The organism is Caproiciproducens lactatisolvens, assembly GCF_052443335.1.
Taxonomy (GTDB): domain Bacteria; phylum Bacillota; class Clostridia; order Oscillospirales; family Acutalibacteraceae; genus Caproiciproducens.
Map to the genome: position 1 here is coordinate 19,656 of NZ_CP195750.1, position 23,734 is coordinate 43,389.

At 57.7% G+C, this 23,734-nt stretch carries 24 protein-coding genes; all 24 read right to left on the minus strand.

Annotated elements, in window-relative coordinates; genetic code table 11:
- Positions 1–3: 3 nt before the first annotated feature.
- The 24 genes from ACRQV7_RS00100 to dut all read right to left on the minus strand — a co-directional run bounded on the left by ACRQV7_RS00100 (position 4) and on the right by dut (position 23,732).
- A complete protein-coding gene (locus ACRQV7_RS00100; protein WP_444658976.1) occupies positions 4–621 on the minus strand; it encodes a hypothetical protein in 618 nt (205 codons plus the stop codon).
- 12 nt (positions 622–633) lie between these two features.
- On the minus strand, positions 634–1,077 hold the full coding sequence (locus ACRQV7_RS00105) for a hypothetical protein (protein WP_444658977.1): 444 nt from the start codon (positions 1,075–1,077) through the stop codon (positions 634–636).
- Positions 1,078–1,090: 13 nt separating this feature from the next.
- Positions 1,091–1,555, minus strand: coding sequence for a DUF4860 domain-containing protein (locus ACRQV7_RS00110; RefSeq protein ID WP_444658978.1), 465 nt, complete (start codon positions 1,553–1,555; stop codon positions 1,091–1,093).
- A gap of 16 nt (positions 1,556–1,571) precedes the next feature.
- Positions 1,572–1,898 carry a hypothetical protein gene (locus ACRQV7_RS00115; protein ID WP_275715092.1) on the minus strand — a complete coding sequence of 109 codons (327 nt, stop codon included), beginning with the start codon at positions 1,896–1,898 and terminating at the stop codon, positions 1,572–1,574.
- Positions 1,899–1,916: 18 nt separating this feature from the next.
- A complete protein-coding gene (locus ACRQV7_RS00120) occupies positions 1,917–2,987 on the minus strand; it encodes a type II secretion system F family protein (protein ID WP_444658979.1) in 1,071 nt (356 codons plus the stop codon).
- A gap of 50 nt (positions 2,988–3,037) precedes the next feature.
- Positions 3,038–4,129 carry a transglutaminase-like domain-containing protein gene (locus ACRQV7_RS00125; RefSeq protein WP_444658980.1) on the minus strand — a complete coding sequence of 364 codons (1,092 nt, stop codon included), beginning with the start codon at positions 4,127–4,129 and terminating at the stop codon, positions 3,038–3,040.
- 33 nt (positions 4,130–4,162) lie between these two features.
- Complete coding sequence (locus tag ACRQV7_RS00130; protein WP_444658981.1) at positions 4,163–5,377, minus strand: BTAD domain-containing putative transcriptional regulator; 1,215 nt, start codon at positions 5,375–5,377, stop codon at positions 4,163–4,165.
- A 128-nt stretch (positions 5,378–5,505) separates the two neighbouring features.
- A complete protein-coding gene (gene nrdG / locus ACRQV7_RS00135; protein ID WP_444658982.1) occupies positions 5,506–6,027 on the minus strand; it encodes an anaerobic ribonucleoside-triphosphate reductase activating protein in 522 nt (173 codons plus the stop codon).
- Positions 6,017–8,350 carry an anaerobic ribonucleoside triphosphate reductase gene (locus tag ACRQV7_RS00140; RefSeq protein ID WP_444658983.1) on the minus strand — a complete coding sequence of 778 codons (2,334 nt, stop codon included), beginning with the start codon at positions 8,348–8,350 and terminating at the stop codon, positions 6,017–6,019. The genes nrdG and ACRQV7_RS00140 overlap by 11 nt, the downstream gene beginning before the upstream one ends.
- Before the next feature lie 408 nt (positions 8,351–8,758).
- Entirely contained in the window at positions 8,759–9,772 is a 1,014-nt protein-coding gene (gene mgrA, locus ACRQV7_RS00145; RefSeq protein WP_444658984.1) for an L-glyceraldehyde 3-phosphate reductase, read from the minus strand.
- 1 nt (position 9,773) lies between these two features.
- On the minus strand, positions 9,774–10,181 hold the full coding sequence (locus tag ACRQV7_RS00150) for a winged helix-turn-helix transcriptional regulator (protein ID WP_444658985.1): 408 nt from the start codon (positions 10,179–10,181) through the stop codon (positions 9,774–9,776).
- A 160-nt stretch (positions 10,182–10,341) separates the two neighbouring features.
- Complete coding sequence (locus ACRQV7_RS00155; protein WP_444658986.1) at positions 10,342–11,298, minus strand: MFS transporter; 957 nt, start codon at positions 11,296–11,298, stop codon at positions 10,342–10,344.
- Between the two features lie 78 nt (positions 11,299–11,376).
- Positions 11,377–12,051: an epoxyqueuosine reductase QueH gene (locus tag ACRQV7_RS00160; protein ID WP_444658987.1), complete on the minus strand. Its 675-nt coding sequence runs from the start codon at positions 12,049–12,051 to the stop codon at positions 11,377–11,379.
- Positions 12,052–12,810: 759 nt separating this feature from the next.
- Complete coding sequence (gene aspS, locus ACRQV7_RS00165; RefSeq protein ID WP_444658988.1) at positions 12,811–14,595, minus strand: aspartate--tRNA ligase; 1,785 nt, start codon at positions 14,593–14,595, stop codon at positions 12,811–12,813.
- Between the two features lie 123 nt (positions 14,596–14,718).
- The gene (hisS, locus tag ACRQV7_RS00170; protein WP_444658989.1) at positions 14,719–16,011 is read right to left on the minus strand and encodes a histidine--tRNA ligase; all 1,293 of its coding nucleotides are present in this window, start codon (positions 16,009–16,011) and stop codon (positions 14,719–14,721) included.
- Positions 16,012–16,285: 274 nt separating this feature from the next.
- Entirely contained in the window at positions 16,286–16,690 is a 405-nt protein-coding gene (locus tag ACRQV7_RS00175) for a methylglyoxal synthase (protein WP_038322367.1), read from the minus strand.
- Between the two features lie 36 nt (positions 16,691–16,726).
- Entirely contained in the window at positions 16,727–17,473 is a 747-nt protein-coding gene (locus ACRQV7_RS00180; RefSeq protein WP_444658990.1) for a nucleotide-binding protein, read from the minus strand.
- A gap of 117 nt (positions 17,474–17,590) precedes the next feature.
- Positions 17,591–19,756 carry a penicillin-binding transpeptidase domain-containing protein gene (locus ACRQV7_RS00185; RefSeq protein ID WP_444658991.1) on the minus strand — a complete coding sequence of 722 codons (2,166 nt, stop codon included), beginning with the start codon at positions 19,754–19,756 and terminating at the stop codon, positions 17,591–17,593.
- 15 nt (positions 19,757–19,771) lie between these two features.
- Complete coding sequence (mreD, locus tag ACRQV7_RS00190; RefSeq protein ID WP_444658992.1) at positions 19,772–20,284, minus strand: rod shape-determining protein MreD; 513 nt, start codon at positions 20,282–20,284, stop codon at positions 19,772–19,774.
- A 1-nt stretch (position 20,285) separates the two neighbouring features.
- Positions 20,286–21,203, minus strand: coding sequence for a rod shape-determining protein MreC (gene mreC / locus ACRQV7_RS00195; RefSeq protein ID WP_444658993.1), 918 nt, complete (start codon positions 21,201–21,203; stop codon positions 20,286–20,288).
- Between the two features lie 86 nt (positions 21,204–21,289).
- Entirely contained in the window at positions 21,290–22,303 is a 1,014-nt protein-coding gene (locus ACRQV7_RS00200; protein WP_444658994.1) for a rod shape-determining protein, read from the minus strand.
- A 121-nt stretch (positions 22,304–22,424) separates the two neighbouring features.
- A complete protein-coding gene (locus ACRQV7_RS00205; protein WP_444658995.1) occupies positions 22,425–22,997 on the minus strand; it encodes a Maf family protein in 573 nt (190 codons plus the stop codon).
- Between the two features lie 10 nt (positions 22,998–23,007).
- Positions 23,008–23,274, minus strand: a complete 267-nt coding sequence (locus tag ACRQV7_RS00210) for a DUF4321 domain-containing protein (protein WP_275715058.1) — start codon at positions 23,272–23,274, stop codon at positions 23,008–23,010.
- Positions 23,271–23,732 carry a dUTP diphosphatase gene (gene dut / locus ACRQV7_RS00215; RefSeq protein ID WP_444658996.1) on the minus strand — a complete coding sequence of 154 codons (462 nt, stop codon included), beginning with the start codon at positions 23,730–23,732 and terminating at the stop codon, positions 23,271–23,273. Before dut ends, ACRQV7_RS00210 begins: the two co-directional genes overlap by 4 nt.
- Positions 23,733–23,734 lie beyond the last annotated feature (2 nt).

Consider the following 23,734-nt stretch of genomic DNA (forward strand, 5'->3'; position numbering starts at 1 on the left):
CGCTTATTGGGCGCTGTTGCCCTGCCAAAGCTCCAGCGTATCGCCGCCGTCGCTTTCAAGCGCCTGGGGCGTCAGTTTTCTTTCCGTAATCCGGTACCGCTCCGCGTCGTCAAAGGCGCCGACGGCCAGCCGCGTTTCGATCTGCCTGCCCGCGCCCGCGTCGGCCAGAAAGCGAACGTTCAGCGGGTCCCCGTCGGAAGGCTCCACCGTGACCCCGTCAAGGCGGGTGAGCAGCATCTGGGCAAAGCTGCGGTAACAAACGGCCTTTTTCTGCTCCGCAGACGCGCTGCCTGCCAGGATTTCCGTTACTGATCGTAATTCAGAACGGTTTTTATACTGATTGTATTCGCTTAACTGCGTAAGGGAGATTCCGTCCGCGGCCTTCGCGGCGTTTTCCTTTGCGCTCAGAAGCGCTTCGTCTATTTTCTGGAGCTTCTGCTCCGCAATAGCGGTTGCGGCGTAGTAGTTTTCAACCGTTTCCGCGTTTTTGGTGGAAATCTTGTTGTCCGCGTTCGCGGTCACGTAGGAAAGGATGCCGAAGGTGGTCAGGCAGAGCACGACAAAAATCATCAGGATGGAAGACGCGCCCACACCCAAATGAACAGTTCCTTTTCTTCTCACACGGGCACCTCCTCAGCTTTCGGGCAGATATTTTGCGGAGCTCAGCGAATAAATACGGTTGTCGCCGCCGCTCCGGCGGCGGCTGACGGAAACGCTCACGCTGACCATGGTCCCTCCGCCGGAGGGCGTTTTTTTCAGGGTGACGTCGGCAACGTAGCGCGGGTCGGTATCCGTCCGGTTCCAGTCGCGGTCGTAAAGGATGCGATAGCTTCCGCCGTTTTCCTGCTTTGCGGTTTTCAGCGCCTCGGGCAGCTGATCGGGCGAAGAGAGGGAACGGACCTGCTCCGCGATATTTTCCGCCTGAATCACCGCGACGCTCAGGTCGCTGCTCTGCCGCGCGCGGTTGTCGGCCTGCACAAAAAGCTGCAGGGTCACCGTGACGGAAACGGCGAAAAACAGGATGACCAGAATGATCTCCACAAAAAAGCTGTTGACCTGTACCGCGTTCCGTTTCATTCCATCACCCGCTTTATGTAAGGGAAAGGCTGAGCGCGAGCGCGCGGCTGTTTTCGCCGCTGACCGAAAGGCTCAGCCGGTTCCCGTCTTTCTCCATGGAAAAGGAGGACACCGGCGTAATCCTGTCGCCGCTGCCTGCGCTGAAGCCGTTTTCAGCGCTTGTGAAATATTCCATCAGATAACCGTCGTGATAGTAAATGTAGGTCTTGTACTCCCGTCCGCTGAAATCGGAGCGGATCACCAGCGTCTGCCGCCCGTCCAGGGTCTCCACGGAAACGTCGCGGCTGTCCGCCGAGTGAATCTTATTGGTGACATAGGAAAGGGTGGCGCGCGTTTCATTGTTGCTGTCCATTTTCCCCACGATCCCGCGGTAAACATTTGCCCCGATCAGCACCAGAAACAGGGAACAGACCGCGAACAGGCAAAAAATCAGCAGGATGAAAACGGTGTGGACGGAATGGGTATTTCTGCTGTTCAATCTGGATCCCTCCCCGTTAAGATTCGGCGCCTTTCTCCAGCACCCTCACCGAGGGCATGATGTTGCTGCCCGCCGTTTCATACTGGACGACGTATTTGCCGTGGTCGATTTCAATTCCGTAGTGGTCTTCCAGATACTGGATATCCGGGGGGTAAAACCCCTCCACCGCATAGCAGTTGACAATGGCTTTCTGTACGGCCGCGCGGGTCACGCGCAGCTTTTCCTCGCTGTTCGCGCGAAGGGCGCCGCTCAGGCCGGACCAGAAAAGGGACAGCAAAGCGCAGAAGAGAAGGACGGAAAGCAAAAGGTCCCTGTAAGCGAATTTCTTTTTGTAAAGCCGCAAGCGATCGTCCCCTTTCCCCTAACCGATCGACGACATGATTCCCATCAGCGGAAGCATGACGGAAAGCAGGATCGCGCCGATAATGATCGACAGCGCCGCGACCATGGCGGGCTCTATCACGGAAACCGCGCGGCTGACGGATTCGTCCGCGTCCTCGCTGTAAATCTCCGCCAGATGGCGCATCACGGAATCAAGGCTGCCGGTTTTGCAGCCGATGCGCACCATGCCCGAATAGATGCCGGGAAAAATATCCGCTTCGCTCAGCGCCTGTGTAAAGGAGGAGCCGACGCTCATCAGCGCGCGGCAGCGGTCCACCTTTTCGGCGACCGCCCGGCTGCTCAGAATGCCGGGAACCAGCCCCAGCGCCTGTTCGGTATCGTATCCGCTGGAAAGCAGCATGGAAACGGCCGACGCGAAGCGCGCCAGCGCGATTTTTTCCGAAAGCTGCCTTGTCAGCGGGAAATTGCTTAAAAAGCCGGTCATCCACCGGTATCCCTTTTCCGTTTTATAAAGAATCAGCGCGGCCAGAAGGAATACGGAAAGCAGGAAAATCAGGGCCAGCGCCCAGCTGCCGATCACGCTGCCCGCGCGCATCACGGCGGCGGCCGCGTCGGAAACGTCGCTGCCCATGTCCAGAAAAACCTCGTTGAAAACAGGAAGGACCTTGATGACCAGAACGGAAACGACCGCCGCCATCATCAGGACAAGGATAAACGGATACAGAAGCGCGCCGCGCACCGAGCTGCGCAGCCTGTCGTCGCGCTCGTAGTAGAGAGCCAAAGCCTCCAGCACATTGTCGAGGTTGCCCGCCTTCTCGCCGATATTCACCATGTTGACCATGTATTTCGGAAAAGCGCCGGTGCTGTTCAGCGCAAGGTACAGCGAGCCGTTCTGCTCCACCGCCGCCTGGATCCGGTGGATCAGCTCCCGTCCCTTTTCATCCGCAATATTTTCGCTGATCGTGCCGATGCCCTCCCGCAGGGGGATTCCCGCCCGCAGCAGAAGAACCACCTGGGAACAGAAGAGAGAAACGTCGCCCGAGGAAAGAGGCTTTGTTTTACGCTGGCTGACAGCCGGGTTTTGATCCATGGTTCATCCTCCAAACCGCCGATTGGCTTTTTTGTTCCGATTCCCCGCCGTTAATAGTATTTTTCCGCCGTATAGGTTCCGGCGGACTGTCCGGCCGCGGCAAAAGTGGAATCGTAGCGCTTCCACCCGTCCAGATAAATCTCGTTCCAGGCGTGGTATCCTACGCTGGTGTTGCCGATGATCAGCCGCGTAGGGATTCCCTGCGCGCGGCACATGGCGGCCATCAGCGCCGCGTAGTCGAAGCAGATGCCCGTTCCGGCGGACAGCGTGCTGTCCACATTGGGCAGATAGCCCGCTTTTACGCTGCGCGCCTTCTGATAATCGTACTTGATGGCTGAGGTAATAAATTGATAAATGGCAGAGACCTTCTGCGCGTTGCCGGCGGCCGAAGCGCAAAGGCTTTTCGCCTTGGCCACCGCCGCGGAGGAAGCGCCGTAACTGACGTACTGGTTGGGGTAAAGCGTATACCCCCAGCCCGAAACGGAAGCGCTCAGCTCCGTGGAGCAAAGCTCGGCGTAGCTGTTCCCCGAAACATTTTCCATAAACCGCACTTTATAGGTACCGCTGCCGCTCTGCAGGGGAAGGGCGGCATAAGCGCCGTTTCCCGCAAGGTTGTACTGGTAATAGGAGGAACCGCCGTTGAAATAGACCAATACCTTGATGACCGAGGAACCGCTGTAGCGTACCATGACATAGCCCTGCCCGGCGTTGCTGTAATCGACCGAAGCGCCGCTTTTGCTGAAAACCTCCGTGCCGGGGGCCTGCGGCATCTTCGCCGTGACGGCGGGCATCGGCTTTGCGGCGGGGGCCGGGGCCGCCTTGGGCGGCAGGGACGAACTCATTACGACCGTTTCGGAAGAGGGGTTCAGGACCTTGGAAACAAGACCCTGTTTGGAAGAGGACTCCGGTTCCGACGGTACGGAGGAGGATTCCGCGGCTGAAGAGGAACCGTCCCCGGAAGAGGAAGCTTCCCCGGAGAAAATGTCCCGTGAGGAAGACGGAACCGAAACGGCGCCGGACTCCGCGGGAAAACTTACGGAGGAAGAAACCGGCGCCGGAGCGCTGCCGGGGGATTGCCCGGCACAGGCGGACAGCAGAAACGCGAGCAAAAACACAAGGAATATGGATTTGTATTTCCGCATGTCGTCCCTCCCCTCAGCCCGGTTTCAAATCGCTTACTCCGCTGAATCGAGCGCGTTGATTCTGGTGGAAATTTTCACATTGTCCCTGCGGTACCGGAAACGGAATTTTTGCAGGATACGGTCCACCACCATTTCCGCGTTTTCGTAGCTGATGAGGGGCAGCATCACGATAAACTGTGTGGCACTGTAGGAAGCGACCGTGTCCCCCTTGCGCAGGCTGTCCATAATCGTGGCTTTCAGCCGCTCGGAAGCCAGCTTGGCGACCCGCGGCTTCGGCAGCTCGCCGTCCAGGCCGCTGATGGTGAACAGAACAATAAAGACCGAGCTTCCGGTGCGCGCCACCGAACGCGCCTGAATCCGGTAGATGGATTTGAATACGTCGTAATCGCAGTAGTACGCGCCTTCCACGGCGGAAGCTTCTTTCAGGTCGTTCTTAATGACGCCCAGGTCCATTTCCACGTTGTTGATGCTGTTGACCAGCTGCTTATACAGCGCGCGCATGGATTCGGAGATATCCACGCCCAGCTCCTTGTAAAACAGGTCGATCACATGGTTGTAATGGTCCAGCGCCTTGTTGCGCTGGCCGGTGGAAAGGTAGCCGAACAGAAGCATCTTGTGGATGGATTCCTCAAGCGGGGAATAAATCAGCGCGTTTTCACAGATCCGGGTCACCTCGCCGAAACGGCGAAGGTCAATCAGCAGCCCGCAGCAGCGCAGCACGCACCGATTGTAAAGGTTCGCGTAGTACGCGCCGGCGGAAATCACCCAGTTGCTGTAGGCCGATTTGGGCAGGAACTCCCCGCAGTAAAGCTGAAGGGCGGCTTGAAACGCCCGTACCCGTTCGTCCTGCGTTTTGGAAACGTCGCTCCCCAGCCGGTAAAACTCCGTAAGCTGTTCCGTGTCGATCAGGCAGGAATAACTGTTGTTCCACGAATAGGTATTGTGGATATACTGAATGTACTCCGCCCTGTCGTTTCCCGAAAGTCCCTTTAAAAGTTCCCGGGCCCGGTAAACAAGGTTTTTCAGAGCGTTCAGCGGGTCGTTGCATTGATTATCCGGCCACAGCACTTCCACCAGCTTTTCGGTGGAATTCTCCTTATGCCGGTTCGCGATCAGGTATTGAATCAGCATCCACACCCTTTTGGTGCGGCCTTTCAAGTTGGTAAGCTGATTGCCGTTGATGGTTATGGAAAATTCGCCCAGCATTTTGACCTGAATCTGTTCCTGTGCAACAACGTCGGGCCGCATAAGCGCTCATCCCCTTCCGAAAAGATCAACCGGAATATATATAATTATGGTAACACATGGAAATCAAATTGACAAGGAAAATTTGATACAGGAAAACCTATATTTTTACAAAAAAGAAGCATCCTCCGTCAGGAGGACGCTTCTTTTTCGACTTCATCCAGCACGATCGCGCCGGTTTCTCTCGTTCGGTTCATATCGATGACGCGCTGGTTCCGGCTCCCCCGGAACACAAGGGTCAGGTCCTTCTGCTCCTGCAGGAACGGCCCGTCGATCAGCACGTCGGTTTCCCGCAGCAGCGCGTCGGTGCCCGGGTCGTGCCGCGCGCAAAGCTGCTCATAGGTATAGCCCGTAAAGACGGTCAGATCCAGCTTTCTTGCGTGAATCCGCCCGGCCAGCTCCGCCAGCGGCTTCGGCTGGGAAAAAGGCTCCCCTCCGCTGAAGGTCACGCCCTTCAGGAGCGGGTTTTCACAGATTTCGGCGAACAGGTCGTCAATGTCCGCCCATCTTCCGCCGTTAAAATCGTGGGACTGCGGGTTGTGGCAGCCGGGGCAGCGGTGGGGGCAGCCCTGTGCAAACACCACATAGCGGAAGCCCCTTCCGTCCACGATCGACTCCGGCTCGATCCCGCAGATTTTCAGCTTAGAGCCCATGCTTCACTCTGTCCCTTTCCTCCGCGCGCTTCGCGTTGTTCCACCGGTCGGTGGTGCCGACCAGATACCCGGTGATCCGGCGGATCCGCTCAAATTTGGGGCCGCCGTCGTTTTCGGTGCGGTGGCATTTGGGGCATTCGTTGTCGATAATCCCGTTGAAGCCGCAGACCGGGTCGCGGTCGACCGGGTGGTTCACCGAACCGTAGCCGATGCCGTGTTCCTTCATGCAGCGGATCACCGCTTCAAAGGCGTCGGTATTTTTGCAGGTGTCGCCGTCCAGCTCCACATAGCTGATGTGGCCCGCGTTGGTCAGCGCGTGGTAAGGCGCTTCCAGCTCGATTTTCCGAAACGCCCTGATCGGGAAATAGACGGGCACATGGAAGGAGTTCGTGTAGTATTCGCGGTCGGTAACGCCCGGAATTTTGCCGTATTTCTTCTGGTCAATGCGCACGAAGCGGCCGGAAAGCCCTTCCGCCGGAGTGGCAAGCAGGGTGAAGTTCAGGCCGGTTTTCGCCGATTCGTCGTCCATCCGCTTTCTCATATAGGAAACGATTTCAAGGCCGAGCTTCTGGCTTTCCGCGCTTTCCCCGTGATGCTTGCCGGTCAGCGCTTTCAGCGTTTCGGCAAGGCCGATAAAGCCCATGCTCAGGGTGCCGTGCTTCAGGACCTCCTCCACACTGTCCTGCGGGTCGAGCTTTTCGGAGTCGATCCAGACGCCCTGCCCCATGAGGAACGGATAGTTGTATACCTTTTTGGAGCACTGGATTTTGAAGCGGTGCATCAGCTGGCGGATGACGAGGTCCATCCGTTTGTCCAGCGTATCATAGAAAGCCCTGAGGTCGCCCTTCGCCTCGATCGCGATGCGGGGAAGGTTCAGCGAGGTAAAGCTCAGGTTTCCGCGTCCGCAGGTGACTTCCTTCGTCCTGTCGTGAACGTTGCCCATGACGCGGGTGCGGCAGCCCATATAGGCCACTTCCGTGTTATAGTCGCCTTCTTTATAATACTGCAGGTTGAACGGCGCGTCGATAAAGCTGAAATTCGGGAACAGGCGCTTTGCGCTTACCTTGCAGGCCAGCTTGAACAGGTCGTAGTTGGGGTCGCCCTCGTTGTAGTTAACGCCCTCTTTTACCTTGAAAATCTGTACGGGGAAAATCGGCGTTTCGCCGTCGCCCAGCCCGGCGGAGGTGGCGTTCAGCAGGTTGCGGACGACCATGCGCGCTTCCGGCGAGGTGTCGGTGCCGTAGTTGATGGAAGAGAACGGGACCTGCGCGCCCGCGCGGGAATTCATGGTGTTCAGGTTGTGAATCAGCGCCTCCATCGCCTGGTAGGTCGCCGACTCGGTGTTGCCGGTGCCGGTCTTTACGGCGTACCGGTGCGCGCGCGCGGCTTCCTCTTCGGAGATTTCTTCAAAGCCGTTTTTCTTCTGGTGCTCCGGAAGGTAGGCTTTCAAAGCCTCGCCGTACCGGCCGGCGGCGGAAAGCGTAATGTCCGTGCCCAAATCCGCCCGGACGGCTTTGACCAGCGCGTCGGCGTCTGCTTCCTTCATGCCGTTCGCAACCTGGAAAAACTGGGAAAGCGCTTTGAAATAAGCCTTCCGGAAGGTTTTGGCGACGCCCGGCGCCAGGGAATAATCGAAATTCGGAATGGACTGCCCGCCGTGCATCTCGTTCTGGTTGGCCTGAATCGCAATACAGGCCAGCGCGGCGTAGGAGCGGATGTCGTTCGGCTCGCGCAGCGCGCCGTGGCCGGTGCAGAAGCCGCCCTTGAACAGCTTGATCAGATCGATCTGGCAGCAGGTTTCCGTCAGCATATAGAAGTCCTCGTCGTGGATATGGATGTCGCCGTCAATGTGCGCGGCGGCAATATCCTTCGGAAGGACGTAGTTGTTGATAAAATATTTGGAACCTTCGGAGCCGTATTTCAGCATGGTCCCCATGGCGGTGTCCGCGTCGATGTTCGCGTTTTCGCGCTTGATATCGGCGTCCTTCGCGTCGCGGAAGGTCAGCTCCTTGTAGATATCCATCAGGTCGCCCTCGGCCTGGCGGATTTTGGCGTGCTCCGCGCGGTAGAGGATGTAAGCCTTCGCGGTTTTGGCGTAGTCCGCGGCGATCAGGGTTTCCTCCACCGTATCCTGTACCTGCTCGACGGTGGGGACGCTGTCGCCCTGAAAAGATTTGACCACCTTGCCCGTCAGCCGGTCAAGGACGGGCGCGCCCATCTCTTCCTCCGCGACCGCCTGATTGGCTTTATAAATCGCATTGCGAATTTTTTCTTTATCGAACGCCACGACCACACCGTTGCGCTTCTGTATTTTGACAGCCATTTCGAAACATTCCTTTCAAAGCAAATCAAAGCAAAAATTCCGTAATTTGCCCTTTTTTTCAGTGGATACTTTGAATTTTACCGCAATATTGTGTGCTTGTCAACAATATATTGTGTTAAATTTTTAATTATTGGAATTATTACACTATATGTACCATTTTGATACAAATGTAGAAAAAAGTCGGAATCAGGCGCAAAAAGCCCCCCTTCCGGGGGGGCCAAAAAGTGACGGTAAAGTCGATTCTTCTCCTCTTTTGGCTCCCTCTTTGAGGGAGCTGGCAGGCGCAGCCTGACGGAAGGAGTTTTCACTCCCTCCGGCGTGCCAAGCACGCCACCTCCCTCACGGAGGGAGGCTTTCGTTGGCTTGCCCCCCTTCCGGGGGGCGGTATTTTTGCAAAGGGAACTGCCGTTACCGCAGAATCGCGTCGATCTCGCGGATCTCCTCTTCCGAGAAATCCAGATTGTTCAGCGCGCCAATATTTTCTTCCAGCTGGGAAACGCGGCTGGCGCCGATCAGCACGCTGGTCATCACCGGCTGGCGCAGCACCCACGAAAGGGCGAACTGCGCGGTGGTCTGGCCCCGGCGCGCCGCCAGCTTGCCGAATGCCACGACCTTTTCAATGGTTTCGGGCGTAATGCGGTCCTTGTTCAAAAAGGCGGAAGCCCCCGCAGCGCGGGAATCCTGCGGGATGCCGTTGTTGTATTTTCCGGTCAGAAGGCCCTGAGCCAGCGGGCTGAACGCGGTCGCGCCCATGCCGCAGCCGGAAAGCGCCTCAAACAGCCCGTCCCGCTCCACCTTTCTGTCCAGCAGGCTGTAGCGCGACTGGCAGATCAGGCAGGGAACGCCCATCTCCTTTAAGAGGGAAGCGGCTTCCTTTGCCTTATCGGGGCTGTAGTTGGAAATCCCGGCGTAAAGCGCCTTGCCGCTCTTAACCGCGTGCGCGAGCGCGCCCATGCTTTCTTCGAGCGGGGTCTCCGGGTCCATGCGGTGATGATAGAAAATATCCACATAGTCAAGCCCCATCCGTTTCAGGCTCTGGTCAAGGCTTGCGAGCAGGTACTTGCGGGAGCCGAAATCGCCGTACGGGCCGGGCCACATGGTATAGCCCGCTTTGGTGGTGATGACCATTTCGTCGCGGTAGGGGTGCATGTCCTCCTTCATCAGGCGGCCGAAGGTCTCCTCCGCGCTGCCCGCCGGGGGACCGTAGTTGTTGGCGAGGTCAAAAACGGTAATACCAAGGTCAAACGCGCGGCGGGTGACCGCGCGGGCGGTTTCGTACTGGTCGTAGGTGCCGAAATTGTGCCAGTAGCCGAGCGAAACGGCACTCAGCTTCAGGCCGCTTTTGCCGCAGCGGCGGTACTGCATCTGCGTATAGCGCGTTTCCTCCGCGATGTAAGGGGGAACCAGGGTGTATCGCTCCATCTTATTTCTCTCCTTTGATTTGTTTTGAGGCCCAGGCGCACAGAAGCTCCACCGCGGGAATCAGGTCGCCTCCGGCGGGGGTGATCCGGTATTCCACCTTCGGCGGAATCTGCTGGAACTGCTGGCGTATAATCAGCCCGGAGGCCGTCAGCTCGCGTAGGCTCTGGCTGAGCATCATGTCGGTGATCGGGGGAATCTGCTGCTTGATTTCGCCGTAGCGAAGGCTTGTGCCGCCGCGCAGCGCCCACAGAATCCGGAGCTTCCATTTGCCGCCCACCGCGGTCAGCGCATACGAAAGAGGGTCCTCGGAAGATTCCTCCGCCGCGCCTTCCCGAATTTTTTCCGCGGACTCCTGCTTTGACTCCGGGCGCTTTGCGCGCTTCTTTTTCTTTTCCTTGTCTTTTTTCATGTCCTGCCTCCGACGCTTCGGATCATCGGCACAGCCGCAATTTTACCACGCGGGTTCCAGACGCCCGATTTTCAAGACTGCCCCACTCAATAATATTGAGTATATCATGAATAATAAGCATATCATAGCACCGTCAAAGCGGATTGTAAACAAAAATGTGTTACCGGGTTCCCGCCTCCATCTGAATGGGTACGAAAAGGGAAGCGGCGGCGCGCAGCAGAACGACGCACCCGACGGAAAGCACCGGGTTCGCGGAAAAAAACATTGCCATGCACGCCGCACCTCCGGTCAGGAACAGCAGCGCACAGGCTTTGCCTTCCCCCATCCGGCCGACCAGCCGGTGGGAACGCGCGGCGAAGAGCCCGGCGACAATCACGGGAATATACAGCAGGCCCATGGTTTCCGGGCGGATTCCTCCGCGCTGGTATTGGAGCTGGTTAAGGAAAACCGTAATCGTCTGGCTGCACTCCGCAAACAGCGCCGCCGCCAGTAAAAACCATAAAAAAGTTTTCTGGTTTTTCAGGGTGGCGAACATCCCGAAAACCTGTTTGCGGAAATTTTTGGAGTTTTCAACATGGTTTTCCACTTCTGTTGAAAAGATTGTTAAAAGGAGCGAGAACCCGTAGCTGAAAACCGTAAAAAGCGCGGACAGGGAACTGTTTCCGTGCAGAAAAAGGGAAAATACTGTCGAAGCCAGCAGAGTTCCGGCGGAACCCATGGCGGAATAAATGCCGAATACCCGAAGGGAATCGGCCTTTCCTGCCGAAAGGTAGAGAAACGCGCTGTCGCAGCCGGAAAGGCCGCTGATCACCACGGCAAGGATCAGCCGCTCCAGCAGGAACATGCCGAAGCCGGCCGCCTGCCAGAAGACGATTTTTGATACAAAATAGAAAAAGTTACAAATCAGCAGGGTCCGGCGGTATCCGATGCGTTCCGCCAGAAAGCCCCATGGAAGCTCAAGCGCAAGGCTGACCACCATGCTGATGCTTTCGATCAGCGTGATCTCAAAAATCCCCAGCCCGCGCTCCTGCCGGTACAGCGTGGCAATGGGTGCGTAGAACACCATGCCCTGAAGCAGGGCGACGCCGTACAGCAGATAAACATTCCTTTTATTCAAAGAAAAAACCTCCCGTCTGAATCCGGACACAAAAATCAGGCCCATTGAAAAATTTGGGCCGGATTTTCCTGCCGAAAATCAAATCGGAAGGTTTTCCACTGGCTGTCCTTTTTGTGTGGAAAAGTTTTGAACTTTTAAACGGCGGTCACGCTTCGCTTTGGAGAAGACACAGCCGCAGTAATCCTGCCGGTACAGGTTGTATTTTGTCGAAAGCGCGATGGAACGCTGGTAGCCGTTTTTCTTTTTGAAGTCGGAATACAGGTAGCGCACGCCGGATTCCTTTTCCAGCTGTGCGCCGATGGCGTTCAGTTTTTCCGCGTTTTTGTACGGGCTGATGGAAAGGGTGGTCGTAAAGCAGTCGAACCCGCCCTCTTTTGCCGCCTGAGCGGCTTCCCGCAGCCGCAGGGCATAGCAGGAAAAACAGCGTTCGCCGCCCTCCGGCTCGTCCTCGCGCCCCTTCGCAAGGGCGAAAAAGCGGCCGGTGTCGTAGCTTCCCTCCAGGAAGGAAACGGGGTTCTTCACCGGGAGCGCCGCGATCAGACGCTTCACTTCCTCCACGCGTTTGCGGTATTCGTCCTCCGGGGAAATGTTGGGGTTGTAATAAAACAGCGTGATCCGGAAATAGTCCGAAAGGTATTCCAGCACATAGCTGCTGCACGGCGCGCAGCAGGCATGCAGCAAAAGGGAGGGCGTTTCGCCGTGCAGGCCGGCGATCACAGCGTCCAGCTGCTTCTGATAGTTGATTTTGACCATGGTGCCCTCCTTTTCTGTCTTTGGGTAAAGGTTTTGCTTTCCCGTACTGCCATCAATGAAAACCATAGTAGTAGTCAGCCGACGGGTTTGGACTCCCTCAGTCAGGCTGCGCCTGCCAGCTCCCCTGCTAAGGGAGTTGTTTCGGAGTGCTCCGAGACCGATTCAACATGTAACTGTCTGAGAGCGCCGCCGTAGGCGAGTGCCGACCGCATGGTCCGCGCCCGGCGCGTCGAAAGGAGTCTCCGCCTGCTTCATTAGTGCATCGCCGCAAGTAGGAATTGATCGTTAGCTCTGCCCTCAGGCCGGGCGGGCCCCTACTTTCGGTTCTTGTACGAAAGTAGGCAAAGTACGCGCAGGGGGATTTTTAATTCCCGGCGGGAGGGTCCCATAAAATCCCCCTGCACCCCCGGGGTATCCCCAAAGTACCTTTGTGTGGCACGATACTGTGTTGGTTTTCATTGACGAAGGCACGGAAAAGCGAGCATTAAACTCCCTCAGTCAGGCTGCGCCTGCCAGCTCCCCTGCTAAGGGAGTTGTTTCGGAGTGCTCCGAGACCGATTCAACATGTAACTGTCTGAGAGCGCCGCCGTAGGCGACTGCCGACCGCATGGTCCGCGCCCGGCGCGACGGAGGGAGTTACTCCTTTGCTTCATTATAACAGGTTATAGGATTTGCTACAATATTTCCATTATGATAAAAACCGAAAACTTTGCCGTAAATGGAAAACGGCGCTCCGCGAAACAGCGGAGCGCCGGATGGTTATTCCTTCGGAAGGAGGCCGATGCCCAGCTCGGTAAGCTGTTTTTCGTCCACGTCCGTCGGCGCGCCCGACATCAGTTCGGAGGAAGAGGCGACCTTCGGGAACGCGATCACGTCGCGGATGCTGTCGCAGCCGAGCATCAGCATGACCAGACGGTCCAGGCCGAACGCCATGCCGCCGTGCGGCGGGGCGCCGTAGCGGAACGCGTCGGTCAGGAAGCCGAAGCGCTTCTGCGCTTCCTCGGGGGTGAAGCCCAGCGCTTTGAACATGCGCTGCTGCAGCTCGGGGTTATTGATACGGATGGAACCGCCGCCCACCTCGTTTCCGTTTAAGACCATGTCGTACGCGACGGCGCAGACATTGCCGGGGTCGCTTTCGATCTTGTCGATGTCCTCCGCGCGCGGCGCGGTGAACGGGTGGTGCATCGCCATAAAGCGGTTTTCTTCCTTGCTGAACTCAAACAGCGGAAAGTCCGTGACCCACAGCAGGCAGGGCTTGCTTTTGTCGATCAGGTCAAACCGCGCGGCAAGCTCGCAGCGCAGCGCGCCAAGGGAAGCATACACCACGGCGTCCTCGTCGCTCGCGACAATCAGCAGCACGTCGCCGGTTTCGGCGCCCATGGTTTTGCGCACCGCGGCGGTTTCCTCCGGAGCGAGGAATTTTTCAAAGGAAGAGGTTTCCCCGCCTTCGGTCAGCCTTGTCCATGCGATGCCCTTTGCGCCGTAGGCTTTCACCCATTCGGTCAGCTTGTCGATTTCCTTGCGGCTGAGCTTGTCGGCAAGGCCCTTCAGGTTGATGCCGCGCACGCTTCCGCCGCCTTCGACCGCGCCCTTGAACACGCGGAATCCGGTCCGTTTTAAATCCTCCGTCAGGTCGATCAGCTCAAGGCCGAAACGCAGGTCGGGCTTGTCCGAACCGAAGCGGCGCATCGCCTCGTGCCAGGTCATGCGGCGGAACGGCGTCTGGATATCGATATCCAGCACCTGCTTGTAGACCTGCTTCATAAAGCCCTCGCCGACCGCCATCACGTCGTCCTGATCCACAAAGGACATTTCCAGGTCGATCTGCGTGAATTCCGGCTGGCGGTCCGCGCGCAGGTCCTCGTCGCGGAAGCAGCGGGCAATCTGCATGTAGCGGTCAAAGCCCGAAAGCATCAAAAGCTGCTTGTAAAGCTGGGGCGACTGCGGCAGCGCGAAAAAGCTGCCCGGGAACACGCGGGAAGGCACGAGGTAGTCGCGCGCGCCCTCCGGCGTGGATTTGATCAGGACCGGCGTTTCGACCTCGATAAATCCGTTGCTGTCGAAGTAGTCGTGGGCAACCTTCACGATTTTATGGCGGCCGATGATTTTATTCTGCACGTCGGGACGGCGCAGGTCCAGATAGCGGTATTTCAGCCGCAGGTCTTCCTTTACGTTGGAATCCTCCGCAATTTCAAACGGCGGGGTCTCGCTCTTCGCCAGAACGCGCAGCTCCCGCACTTCGATCTCAATTTCGCCGGTCGGGAGCTCGGTGTTCTTGGAGGAACGCTCACGCACCGCGCCGGTCGCCGCCAGAACATATTCCGCGCGGGCGGAGAACGCCTTGTCGAAAACCGTGCGGTCGGTCGCGTCGTTGAACGCAAGCTGAAGGATGCCCGTGCGGTCGCGCAGGTCGATAAAGATCAGCTGGCCCAGGTCGCGCTGGCGCTGCACCCAGCCGCAAACCGTCACGGTTTTGCCGATATCGGCGGCGCGCAGCTCGCCGCAGTAGTGGGTCCGTTTCATTCCTGTCATGAATTCTGCCATTAAAATAGCCTCCAATAAGTATATTAATAGATATGACTCCCTCAGCCAGGCTTCGCCTGCCAGCCCCCCTCAAGGAGGAAGGCGAAAAAGCCGACCCCTGCCGCCCTCTTAGAGGGGATTGTGTTAAAATGCGATCGAATCCTCGTCCTTCGTCTGCAGCGTGACAAACTGCTCGACAAAGTCTTTGCTCAGATCGATTTTCGACTTCTCGCCGGTTTTCATATTCTTGATGACGGCCTTTTTGGCTGCAAGCTCGTCGTCGCCCAGGACCAGGGAGTATTTCGCGGAGATCTTGTCCGCGTATTTCATCTGCGCCTTCAGCCCGCGGTCGTTGATGTCGCACGCGGCGCTGATGGAATATTCCCGTAAGCTGTGCGTCAGCTTAAACGCTTCCAGCCTGGCCGCGTCGCCGAGCGCCCCGATGAACAGGTCACAGGTCTCCGGCTCGGGGAATTCGACCTTCTGCGCGTCCAGAATCATCATCAGACGCTCCATGCCCAGACCGAAGCCCAGCGCGGGCATGGGCTGCCCGCCCATTTCCTCCACCAGCCCGTCGTAGCGCCCGCCGCCGCAGACGGTGCTCTGCGCGCCGAGGTCGTCGGAAACAAACTCAAACACCGTTTTGGTGTAGTAGTCCAGCCCGCGGACAATGGAGGGATTGACGGTATATTCGATAGAAATCGCGTCAAGGTAGGATTTCACGCTTTCAAAGTGCGTGCGGCAGTCGTCGCACAGATAGTCCAGCATCCGCGGCGCGCCCGCGGCGATTTTGGAGCAGACCGGGCTTTTGCAGTCCAGAATCCGCATCGGGTTGCGCTCCAGACGGCCCTGGCAGGTTTCGCAGAGCTGGTCTTTGTAGTCGCTGAAATACGCCCGCAAAGCCTCGTAGTATTTCGCGCGGCAGCCGGGGCAGCCGATGGAGTTGATCTCCAGCTTGAGGTTTTGTACGCCGAGCCGGCCGAAAATGCTTTTCGCCGTGCCGATCAGCTCGGCGTCCGCCATGGGGGACTGGGTGCCGAACACCTCGAGCCCGAACTGGTGGAATTCGCGCAGACGGCCCGCCTGGGTATTTTCATAGCGGTAGCAGGAGGTAAAGTAGGAAAGGCGCAGCGGCAGCCCGTCGTTGTACATGCCGTGCTCCAGCATGGCGCGCACCGCGCCCGCGGTCCCCTCCGGCCGGAGAGTAACGGAGCGGCCGCCCTTGTCGTTGAAGGTATACATCTCTTTCTGCACCACGTCGGTGGTTTCCCCCACCGAGCGCTGGAAAAGCCGGGTATCCTCAAAAACCGGGGTGCGGATTTCCCCGAAGCCGTGGGTTTTGGCCTCGCTGCGCATCACGTCCTCCACGACCTGCCATTTTTCCGTCTGGGCGGGCAGTAAATCCTGCGTCCCTTTTTGTGCCTTGATCAGTTCCATAGCGTTTCTCCTTACCTTAAAATAATCTGTAAAAACGGTTAAAAATGCAAAAAGCCCCCGTCCCAGCCAAAGGGACGAGGGAAAATAAACCTCGCGGTGCCACCCTTTTTCAAGAGCCGAAGCTCTCCTCAAAAAGCCCCGAAACGCGGGGCGGCGTGCCGGCTCGCGGATGTCTTCCCCAAAGCTCTTCTGCAGGCGCGCTTACAGTCCGGGACGCGCCTTCCCTGTGGCCAAGCTTCTGGGTACTCCTTCCGGTCGTTGCCGAAATCAAAAATCAGGCTTTCGGATTCAAAATGTTGCGCCAGTCAAGATCGCCGCGCTCCAGACCGTGGATCAGGACCTCCGCGGTGGCGATGTTGGTCGCGACGGGGATATTGTGCATGTCGCACAGGCGCAGCAGGTTCATGTCGTTCGGCTCGTGCGGCTTCGGGTTCAGCGGGTCGCGGAAAAACAGGAGCAGGTCGACCTCGTTGCAGGCAATGCGCGCGGCGATCTGCTGGTCGCCGCCCTGCGAGCCGCCCAGAAAGCGCTGTATTTCAAGCCCGGTCGCTTCGGAAACCATCTTGCCCGTGGTGCCGGTCGCACAAAGCAGGTGACGGCTCAAAACACCGCAGTAGGCGATGCAGAACTGAACCATGAGTTCCTTCTTTGCGTCATGGGCGATTAAAGCAATATTCATATTTATTTCCTCCCTAATAATCAGGAATATGTAAAATCAGAATTTCTGCAGCGCGGCCAGGGGCACATGTTCGCCTTCCAGCCTTGCGGCAAGCCGGCCGAAAGCCATCGCGCCGGCCGATTTCTGCGGGGCCGGTTCACAGTTGGAAGCGGCGGCCGCCAGAAGCATGTCCTCCGGAATCACGGCGATGAGCCGCACCCCGGCGGAATCGATCACGGAATCAAGATCCGGGTAAAATCCCTGCGTGTAGAAATTATGCCCGCTGAAACGGTTGATAATCAGCCGCTGCTGCTTTATCCCGGCCTGTTCCAGTAAAAAATGCGCTTTATTTGCGTTTCGCACACAGATGGGATCGGGTGTTGTGACAATCAGCGCGCGCCGGGCCGAAGCCGCCGCGCTCGCAAAGCCGCCGCCCACGCCGGCGGGGCTGTCGATCAGTACGTGGTCGTAATACCGGGAAAGTACCGATACGAGCTGCTTCATAATATCCGGGCTGATCAAATCGTCCTCCCTCGCGGGGGCGGGCAGCAAAAACAGCCTTTCCGAAAAGGGACACGGATAAACGGCTTTTACCGGTTCGGCACGGCCCGAAACCACATCCGCAATATCAAAGACCTGCTGCTCCGCAACGCCGAGCATATGATCCAGACATCCCAGACCGGCGTCGCCGTCAATCAGCAAAACACGCCTGCCCCTGGCTGCCAAAGCAAAACCAAGGCCGGCTGTTACGGTGGATTTCCCTACACCGCCCTTACCCGATGTGATGACTGTTGCGACACCCATATAAAAACCTCGCTCTCATATTACCACAAACATTCCCGGTAGTCAAAGCGTTTTTATTGTCGTAAATACACAAAACAAAACATTTAATATTTTGTTAACAATTTAACTCTGCTGCGCTCAGCCCGCGGAGGAGCCGGTGGAAGACGAAGACGGGTTTCCCGACGCCGTGCCGGAAGCCGTCCCAGAAGAGGCCCCGGAGGAAGCGGTGCCGGAAGCGGACGGCATCACGAGGCTGCCGTCGGCGTCGACGGTTTTCCCGTAAAAGTACGCGTCGAAGATATCCTTGGCCACGGCGTTGCAGTACATGCTGGTCGCGCCGCGCTCCAGAACGACCGCCACGGCGATCTCCGGATTGTCGTACGGCGCGAAAGCCACGAAGGTAACGTTGTCGGAGTGCGGGGTCTGTACCGCGGTACCGGTTTTGGCGGCGATGGCGATCCCGTAGTTTTTAAAGGTGGAGCTTGCCGTACCGGCGGTCGCCACGCTGCGCATGGCATCCTTGACGTAATCGAGGTAGGACTGGGAAACCCCGATATTGTCCACCGCTTCGGCGGCGTTCTGTGAAAGTACGTTTTTGCGGGAGTAGTCGGTCACCTTGCCGACCAGATGGGGCTTTAACCGCACGCCGTTGTTCGCGACGGTCGCGACGTAGGTGGCAAGCTGCAGCGGGGTGAACTGGTTGTCGCTCTGTCCCACCGCGGCTTCCACGGTGTCGGCGTCGTACCAGGAACCGCCGGAGGCGACGCGCTCCTCCCTGCCCGCCAGGATTCCCGCGCTTTCGTGCAGCTCGATCCCGGTTTTCACGCCCAGCCCGAAGCGCTTGGCGTACAGGTTCATATTGGTAATGCCCAGCCGGTACCCCACTTCATAGAAGAAGGAGTTGCTGGACTTCTGAATCGCGTAATTCGCGGTGATCATCCCGTAGTTGCCGATACTGCCCAGAATCAGGCCGGTGTCCGCAAAGCGGGTGTACTTGCTGTTGCCTTCCAGCCGGGTGGAGGCCGTGATGGCCTTTTCCTGCAAAGCGGCCAGCGCAACATACGGTTTCACGACGGAGCCGGGGGTGAACACGCCGTTAAAGGCGCGGTCGATCAGTGGCTTATCCTTGTTGTTGATCAGGGACGTGTAATAGTTGGTGTCGTTCAGATATTCCGTCAGGTCGTAGGTAGGATAGGTGGACGCCGCCAGCACGGAAAAATCCTTTACCCGCAGCACCACCGCGGCGCCCGCGACGCAGTCCTCGCCGTGGCCGCTCGACATCCCCTTGTATCGCTGGGCGGAAAGCTTGCGCCCGTTGGCCTGGGTCGCCTTTACGTTGTTGGCCAGGGAAACGTTGAGAACGCTCTGGATTTTGCTGTCCACGGTCAGGTAAACGGTGTCTCCGGAAACCGGCGCGGTCTTTACCGTTTCCGAGGCAAGCGCGCCGGTGTTTGTGGTCTCCACCACTTTTTCCCCGGCCTTGCCGCGCAGCATGCTTTCAAAGGCCTGCTCGATGCCGCTCTTTCCCAGCCGGTCGTTAAACGCGTAGCCCTTGTCCTTTAGCTCGTCGTATTCCTCCCGGGAAATGGAGCCGATGGTTCCCAGAATATGCGGCATCAGGCTGCCGTTCGGGTATTGGCGCACGGTGGTGACCTTCCCGGCCGCGCCGGGCAGCAGGGAGGAATTTTCACTGATGATGGCGATGGTGTCGCGGCTGACGTCTTCGGCAAAGGTGTACGGCGCCGAAATGCCGAAGGCGGATTTTGTCATATTGTAGCGCACGGAAACAATATCGCGCGCCTGTGCGGCTTCGTACCCGGTCACCTCGTATTTTTCGATCAGGTGGGCCATACACAGGTCCGCCGTAGCGTAAGAATTCACATTCGCGTAATCCGCCGATTTGAGCGTTGCGATTTCCTTGTCCATACCGGAAACAAACTCATACTGCCCCTTGGCGTTCAGCCTGACCGGCAAAATGTCCGTCCATTTTTCCCCCCGCTGGTTCAAAAGCTGAATCAGCTGGTGAATGGTGTTATTCTGGGTCTCGGACTTCATATAGACGCGGTCGAACACAATGGCGTAGCCCGTTTTGTTTACGGCAAGGCCCACGCCGTTTGCGTCGAGGATTTCGCCGCGGGCGGCGTCCATGACGACGGTAGAGGGCCTGAGTTTGTCCGCTTCCTTCAGAAAGGAGGAGCCGTTGAGAATCTGCCAGTCCACAAGGCGCAGGGTATAGACGGCCATGATGACGAAAATAATCAGCCCCATAGCCCAGTAACGGGAATGTCCTTTCAGCTTGTCCAAGGCGGAACCTCCTTTTCATTCTTCCTTCGTCCGTATCTGCAGGGCGAGCGCCCTGTTGAAGTAGTACGCGACCGGCATAAACGCGGTCGTATAGAAAAACCGCGGAATGTAATGCGCGGTCAGCGCGTAGGCCGCGTGAGAGTAGCTGAACAGCAGGTAAAAGAAAACCCATTGCAGCAAAACGACGCAGCCGGTGGAAATCACCGCGGTAATCATGGCGGTCAGAAAATTTGTCTGGATCAGGTTGGCGGCGATCAGCCCCACGCTGTAGCAGATGACGGAGAGCAGAAGGCCGTGAAAGCCCAGCACGCCGCCCGCGCCGAAATCGATCAGCAGCCCGCACAGCAGGCCGAAGGCCATGGCGGCGGTCTCTTTCTCAAACATGGCGATGGAAAGCGCGATGGGTATCAAAAGCACCGGCCGTGCGCCGAACAGGTCGGGAACAAGGCCGGGTGTTTCCTGAACCATATAAAACACCAGTATTTCAATGGTATAGGCAAAATAACGGAGAACCTTGAGCTTTTCCATTTTATTTCCCCCCGGAAGAAACGGCGGAAGAGGGAGACGAAGAGGCGGTCGAGGAAGCGGAAGAGCCGCCGTCGGAAAGTGCCTGGCCCTGTCCCTCAAAGGCGGTAATGACCATGACGTCGCGCACGGTTTTCACATCCACAAAGGGCTTGACCTCCGCATAAAGCGAAACGTCGTAGGGATCGTTCTTCACCTCGTTGACCGTGCCGATGGCAAGGTTGCGCGGGAATACGCCGCCCAAACCGCTCGTCACAATGATGTCGCCGGGTTTTACCGTCGTGTCCGCGGTCAGGTAGCCGAGCTTCAGAACGCCCTTGTCGGCGAATTTGATGTCGCTGCTGATGACCCCGGAATCGCGGTTGACCTTGTCGATGGCGCTGATTTTCGTGTCCGCGGAAAGAATCGTGGTCACCCGGCTGTAGCTGGCGTTTACGCTGGAAATCCAGCCGACCACGCCGCCTTCGGTAATGACGGGGTCGTTCACGGCAATACCGGCAAGGGACCCCTTGTCGATCTGAAAATTATAAAACAGGTCGTTCGGGTCGCGGCCGATGACCGCGGCGGAGACCGGTTTGAAATCCTTGTTTTCGTTTTTCAGCTCCAGAAATTTGCGCAGCTGGGCGTTTTCCTGCTGGTAGCTGTAATAGTTGATCAGCTTTTTGTTCAGCTCTTCGATCTGTTTTCTCAGCGCCGCGTTTTCCGCCGACAGCTCTTCGTTGGTGCGCGCGGCGTTCTGCGCCGCGACGGCGGCGTTGTTGGTGACGACGGTGCTGACCCTCTGCATCGGGGTGGAAATCAGGCTGAGCAGGTTCGCGGTAAGGGAACTGCCGGTGCTCGCCGTATAAAGCATCAGAGCGAACATAATGAACACAACGGTGATGAGAAGCTTAAATCCCCTCGAATGAAAAAAATCTTTCAACGCAGCACCTCCTTTTCAAGTCTTTGGCGCGGTTTCCTGAAAGTGCAAAAAGCGGAGAGCTTTCACCCTCCGCTGAAGTGATCCCCTTATTTTCTGTTGTTTTTATAATACGAGGAGGGCATGGTGATTTCAAGCAGCTTGCCCGTTCCGTCAACAACACAGTCCAGCGGGCTATCGGCAATATGGACGGGCATGCCGGTCTCCTGTTCGACCAGTCTGTCCAGGCCGCGCAGCAGGGCGCCGCCGCCCGTCAGCATGATACCGTGGTCTATAATATCCGCGGAAAGCTCCGGCGGGGTCTTTTCCAGGGTCGATTTCACCGCGTCGATAATCAGCGCCAGCGGGTCGCTCAGCGCTTCCCTCACCTCTTCGGCGGAAATAGTCACGTTCTTCGGCAGGCCGTCCACCAGGTTGCGGCCCTTGATTTCCACCGTGGCGTCCTCGTTGTCCTCGGTCGGGAAGGCGGAGCCGATCCTGATTTTGATTTCCTCGGCGGTGCGCTCGCCGATCAGCAGGTTGTATTTCTTTTTTACGTAGGAGATCAGGGATTCGTCGAATTTATCGCCCGCGACGCGGACCGAAACCGAGGTGACGATATCGCCCAGCGAGATCACGGCGACCTCCGCCGTGCCGCCGCCGATGTCGACGACCATGCTGCCGGTCGGCTCGCTTACGGGTAGCCCCGCGCCGATGGCCGCGGCCATCGGCTCCTCGATCAGCTCGACGTTGTTGGCGCCCGCCTGACGGGCGGCGTCCTCCACCGCGCGGCGTTCCACTTCCGTTACGCCGGACGGGATACAGACGATAATGTGCGGGCGGGAAAACGCGTTGGATTTCACGGCCTTGCGGATAAAGTGCTTGAGCATCGTGGCGGTGATGTCGAAGTCGGCGATGACGCCGTCCTTCAGCGGGCGGACCGCGACGATGGAGCCCGGGGTGCGCCCGATCATTTCCTTGGCCTGCGCGCCCACGGCCAGAACGGTATCGGTACGGACGTCAACGGCGACCACCGAAGGCTCGCGCATGACGATTCCTTTTCCCTTCATAAAAACCAAAGTATTTGCGGTGCCCAAATCTATTCCTATATCTTTTGAAAACATGAATCATTTTCCCCTTTCAAACCTGGCAAAAAAATAAAAATCGTTTCATCGCTTCAGATAGTATTTATTATAACCTCAAAAGAGTCATTTCTCAACTATTAATTCAGAAAGCGTGCAATATTTATGAATTTTCTTTCGATGAATTTTTAAGCCCGGTCAGAATACGGTTGATTTTGCCGATCGGCAGGCCCATTACATTGTAAAAGTCCCCGTCGATCCGCTTGATAAACAGTGCGCCGCGCCCCTGGATAGCATACGCTCCGGCTTTGTCCATCGGCTCCTCTGTTTCGCAGTAGGCGCTGATTTCGGTTTCGCTCAGCGGGTAAAATTCCACCGAGGTGCACTCGTGCCCGCGGATCAGCTCCTTGCCGCTGATGACGCAGTAGCCGGTGTATACCTGATGGACGTTTCCGGACAGGAGCCGGAGCATCGCTTTGGCTTCCTCCGCGTCCTTCGGCTTGCCCAGCACGCGGCCCTTGAAAACGACGACGGTGTCCGCCCCGAGGACGGTGTCCTGCGGGTTCCGCTTTGCCACCGCTTCCGCTTTCCGGGCGGCGAGCAGCTCGACAATCTGCATGGGAGGGGTTCCGCGCAGATATCCCTCGCTGACATCCGAGGGCGCGGCGGTGAATTCGTAGCCGGCCATTTTCAGCAGCTCGCTGCGGCGCGGCGAAGTAGATGCAAGCAGCAACATGGGGATCCTCCTATTCCTTCACTTTGATGAGAATCACGGCGATGACCGCGGCCAGCGCCAGAATCGACTGCGCCGCGTTGATTCCAAGCCGGATGCCGAAGGTGATTTTTATGATGGAGAGGTTCAGCTCGGTGGTGGACAGTCCGAAGTCCGCCGCGGCGCCCAGCCAGGAAAGAAAATGGATTCCGGCGCAGGCCGTACCAATAATCTGCCCCAAAACCACCGCCAATACAAGCAGAACAATCAACAAAATTGTTTTCAAAACGCCCTTTTTCATTTTTGCAGCCCTCTCTTTCCCGTAGAACCGAAGGCGCCCGTGCCCCGCGCGGTCTCGCCAAGATCGTCGGTTTCTTTTAGAACGGGCAGCAGCACCGGCGTCACCACAAGCTGCGCGCAGCGCTCGCCCGGCTGAAGCGTGTAGGGCTTGCCGCTGCAGTTGGTCATTCCGACCAGGATCTCGCCGCGGTAGTCGCTGTCGATCACACCGACCGCGTTGGGAAGGGAAACGCCGTGGTTGACTCCCAGCCCGCTGCGGGCGAAGATCAGCCCGACCGTGTTTTCATCCGGCAGCGCGATGGCGATTCCCGTGGGAATTTTGTAAAGCCCGCGCGGCTCGATGGTGAGCGGCGCGTCCAGACAGGCGTACAGGTCGAATCCGGCGGCGCCCTCGCTTGCGCGGGTCGGCGTGACGGCGTTCTGCCTCAGTTTTTTCATTTTTAAAACATGGTCAGTCATAA

Bases quoted from the DNA above. Each gene is read 5' to 3' on its own strand.
- ACRQV7_RS00105 (WP_444658977.1), bottom strand. From the start codon at position 1,077: ATGAAACGGAACGCGGTACAGGTCAACAGCTTTTTTGTGGAGATCATT.
- ACRQV7_RS00120 (WP_444658979.1), bottom strand. From the start codon at position 2,987: ATGGATCAAAACCCGGCTGTCAGCCAGCGTAAAACAAAGCCTCTTTCC.
- ACRQV7_RS00125 (WP_444658980.1), bottom strand. From the start codon at position 4,129: ATGCGGAAATACAAATCCATATTCCTTGTGTTTTTGCTCGCGTTTCTG.
- ACRQV7_RS00130 (WP_444658981.1), bottom strand. From the start codon at position 5,377: ATGCGGCCCGACGTTGTTGCACAGGAACAGATTCAGGTCAAAATGCTG.
- nrdG (WP_444658982.1), bottom strand. From the start codon at position 6,027: ATGGGCTCTAAGCTGAAAATCTGCGGGATCGAGCCGGAGTCGATCGTG.
- ACRQV7_RS00140 (WP_444658983.1), bottom strand. From the start codon at position 8,350: ATGGCTGTCAAAATACAGAAGCGCAACGGTGTGGTCGTGGCGTTCGAT.
- mgrA (WP_444658984.1), bottom strand. From the start codon at position 9,772: ATGGAGCGATACACCCTGGTTCCCCCTTACATCGCGGAGGAAACGCGC.
- ACRQV7_RS00150 (WP_444658985.1), bottom strand. From the start codon at position 10,181: ATGAAAAAAGACAAGGAAAAGAAAAAGAAGCGCGCAAAGCGCCCGGAG.
- ACRQV7_RS00160 (WP_444658987.1), bottom strand. From the start codon at position 12,051: ATGGTCAAAATCAACTATCAGAAGCAGCTGGACGCTGTGATCGCCGGC.
- aspS (WP_444658988.1), bottom strand. From the start codon at position 14,595: ATGGCAGAATTCATGACAGGAATGAAACGGACCCACTACTGCGGCGAG.
- hisS (WP_444658989.1), bottom strand. From the start codon at position 16,011: ATGGAACTGATCAAGGCACAAAAAGGGACGCAGGATTTACTGCCCGCC.
- ACRQV7_RS00175 (WP_038322367.1), bottom strand. From the start codon at position 16,690: ATGAATATTGCTTTAATCGCCCATGACGCAAAGAAGGAACTCATGGTT.
- ACRQV7_RS00180 (WP_444658990.1), bottom strand. From the start codon at position 17,473: ATGGGTGTCGCAACAGTCATCACATCGGGTAAGGGCGGTGTAGGGAAA.
- mreD (WP_444658992.1), bottom strand. From the start codon at position 20,284: ATGGAAAAGCTCAAGGTTCTCCGTTATTTTGCCTATACCATTGAAATA.
- ACRQV7_RS00200 (WP_444658994.1), bottom strand. From the start codon at position 22,303: ATGTTTTCAAAAGATATAGGAATAGATTTGGGCACCGCAAATACTTTG.
- ACRQV7_RS00205 (WP_444658995.1), bottom strand. From the start codon at position 22,997: ATGTTGCTGCTTGCATCTACTTCGCCGCGCCGCAGCGAGCTGCTGAAA.
- ACRQV7_RS00210 (WP_275715058.1), bottom strand. From the start codon at position 23,274: ATGAAAAAGGGCGTTTTGAAAACAATTTTGTTGATTGTTCTGCTTGTA.
- dut (WP_444658996.1), bottom strand. From the start codon at position 23,732: ATGACTGACCATGTTTTAAAAATGAAAAAACTGAGGCAGAACGCCGTC.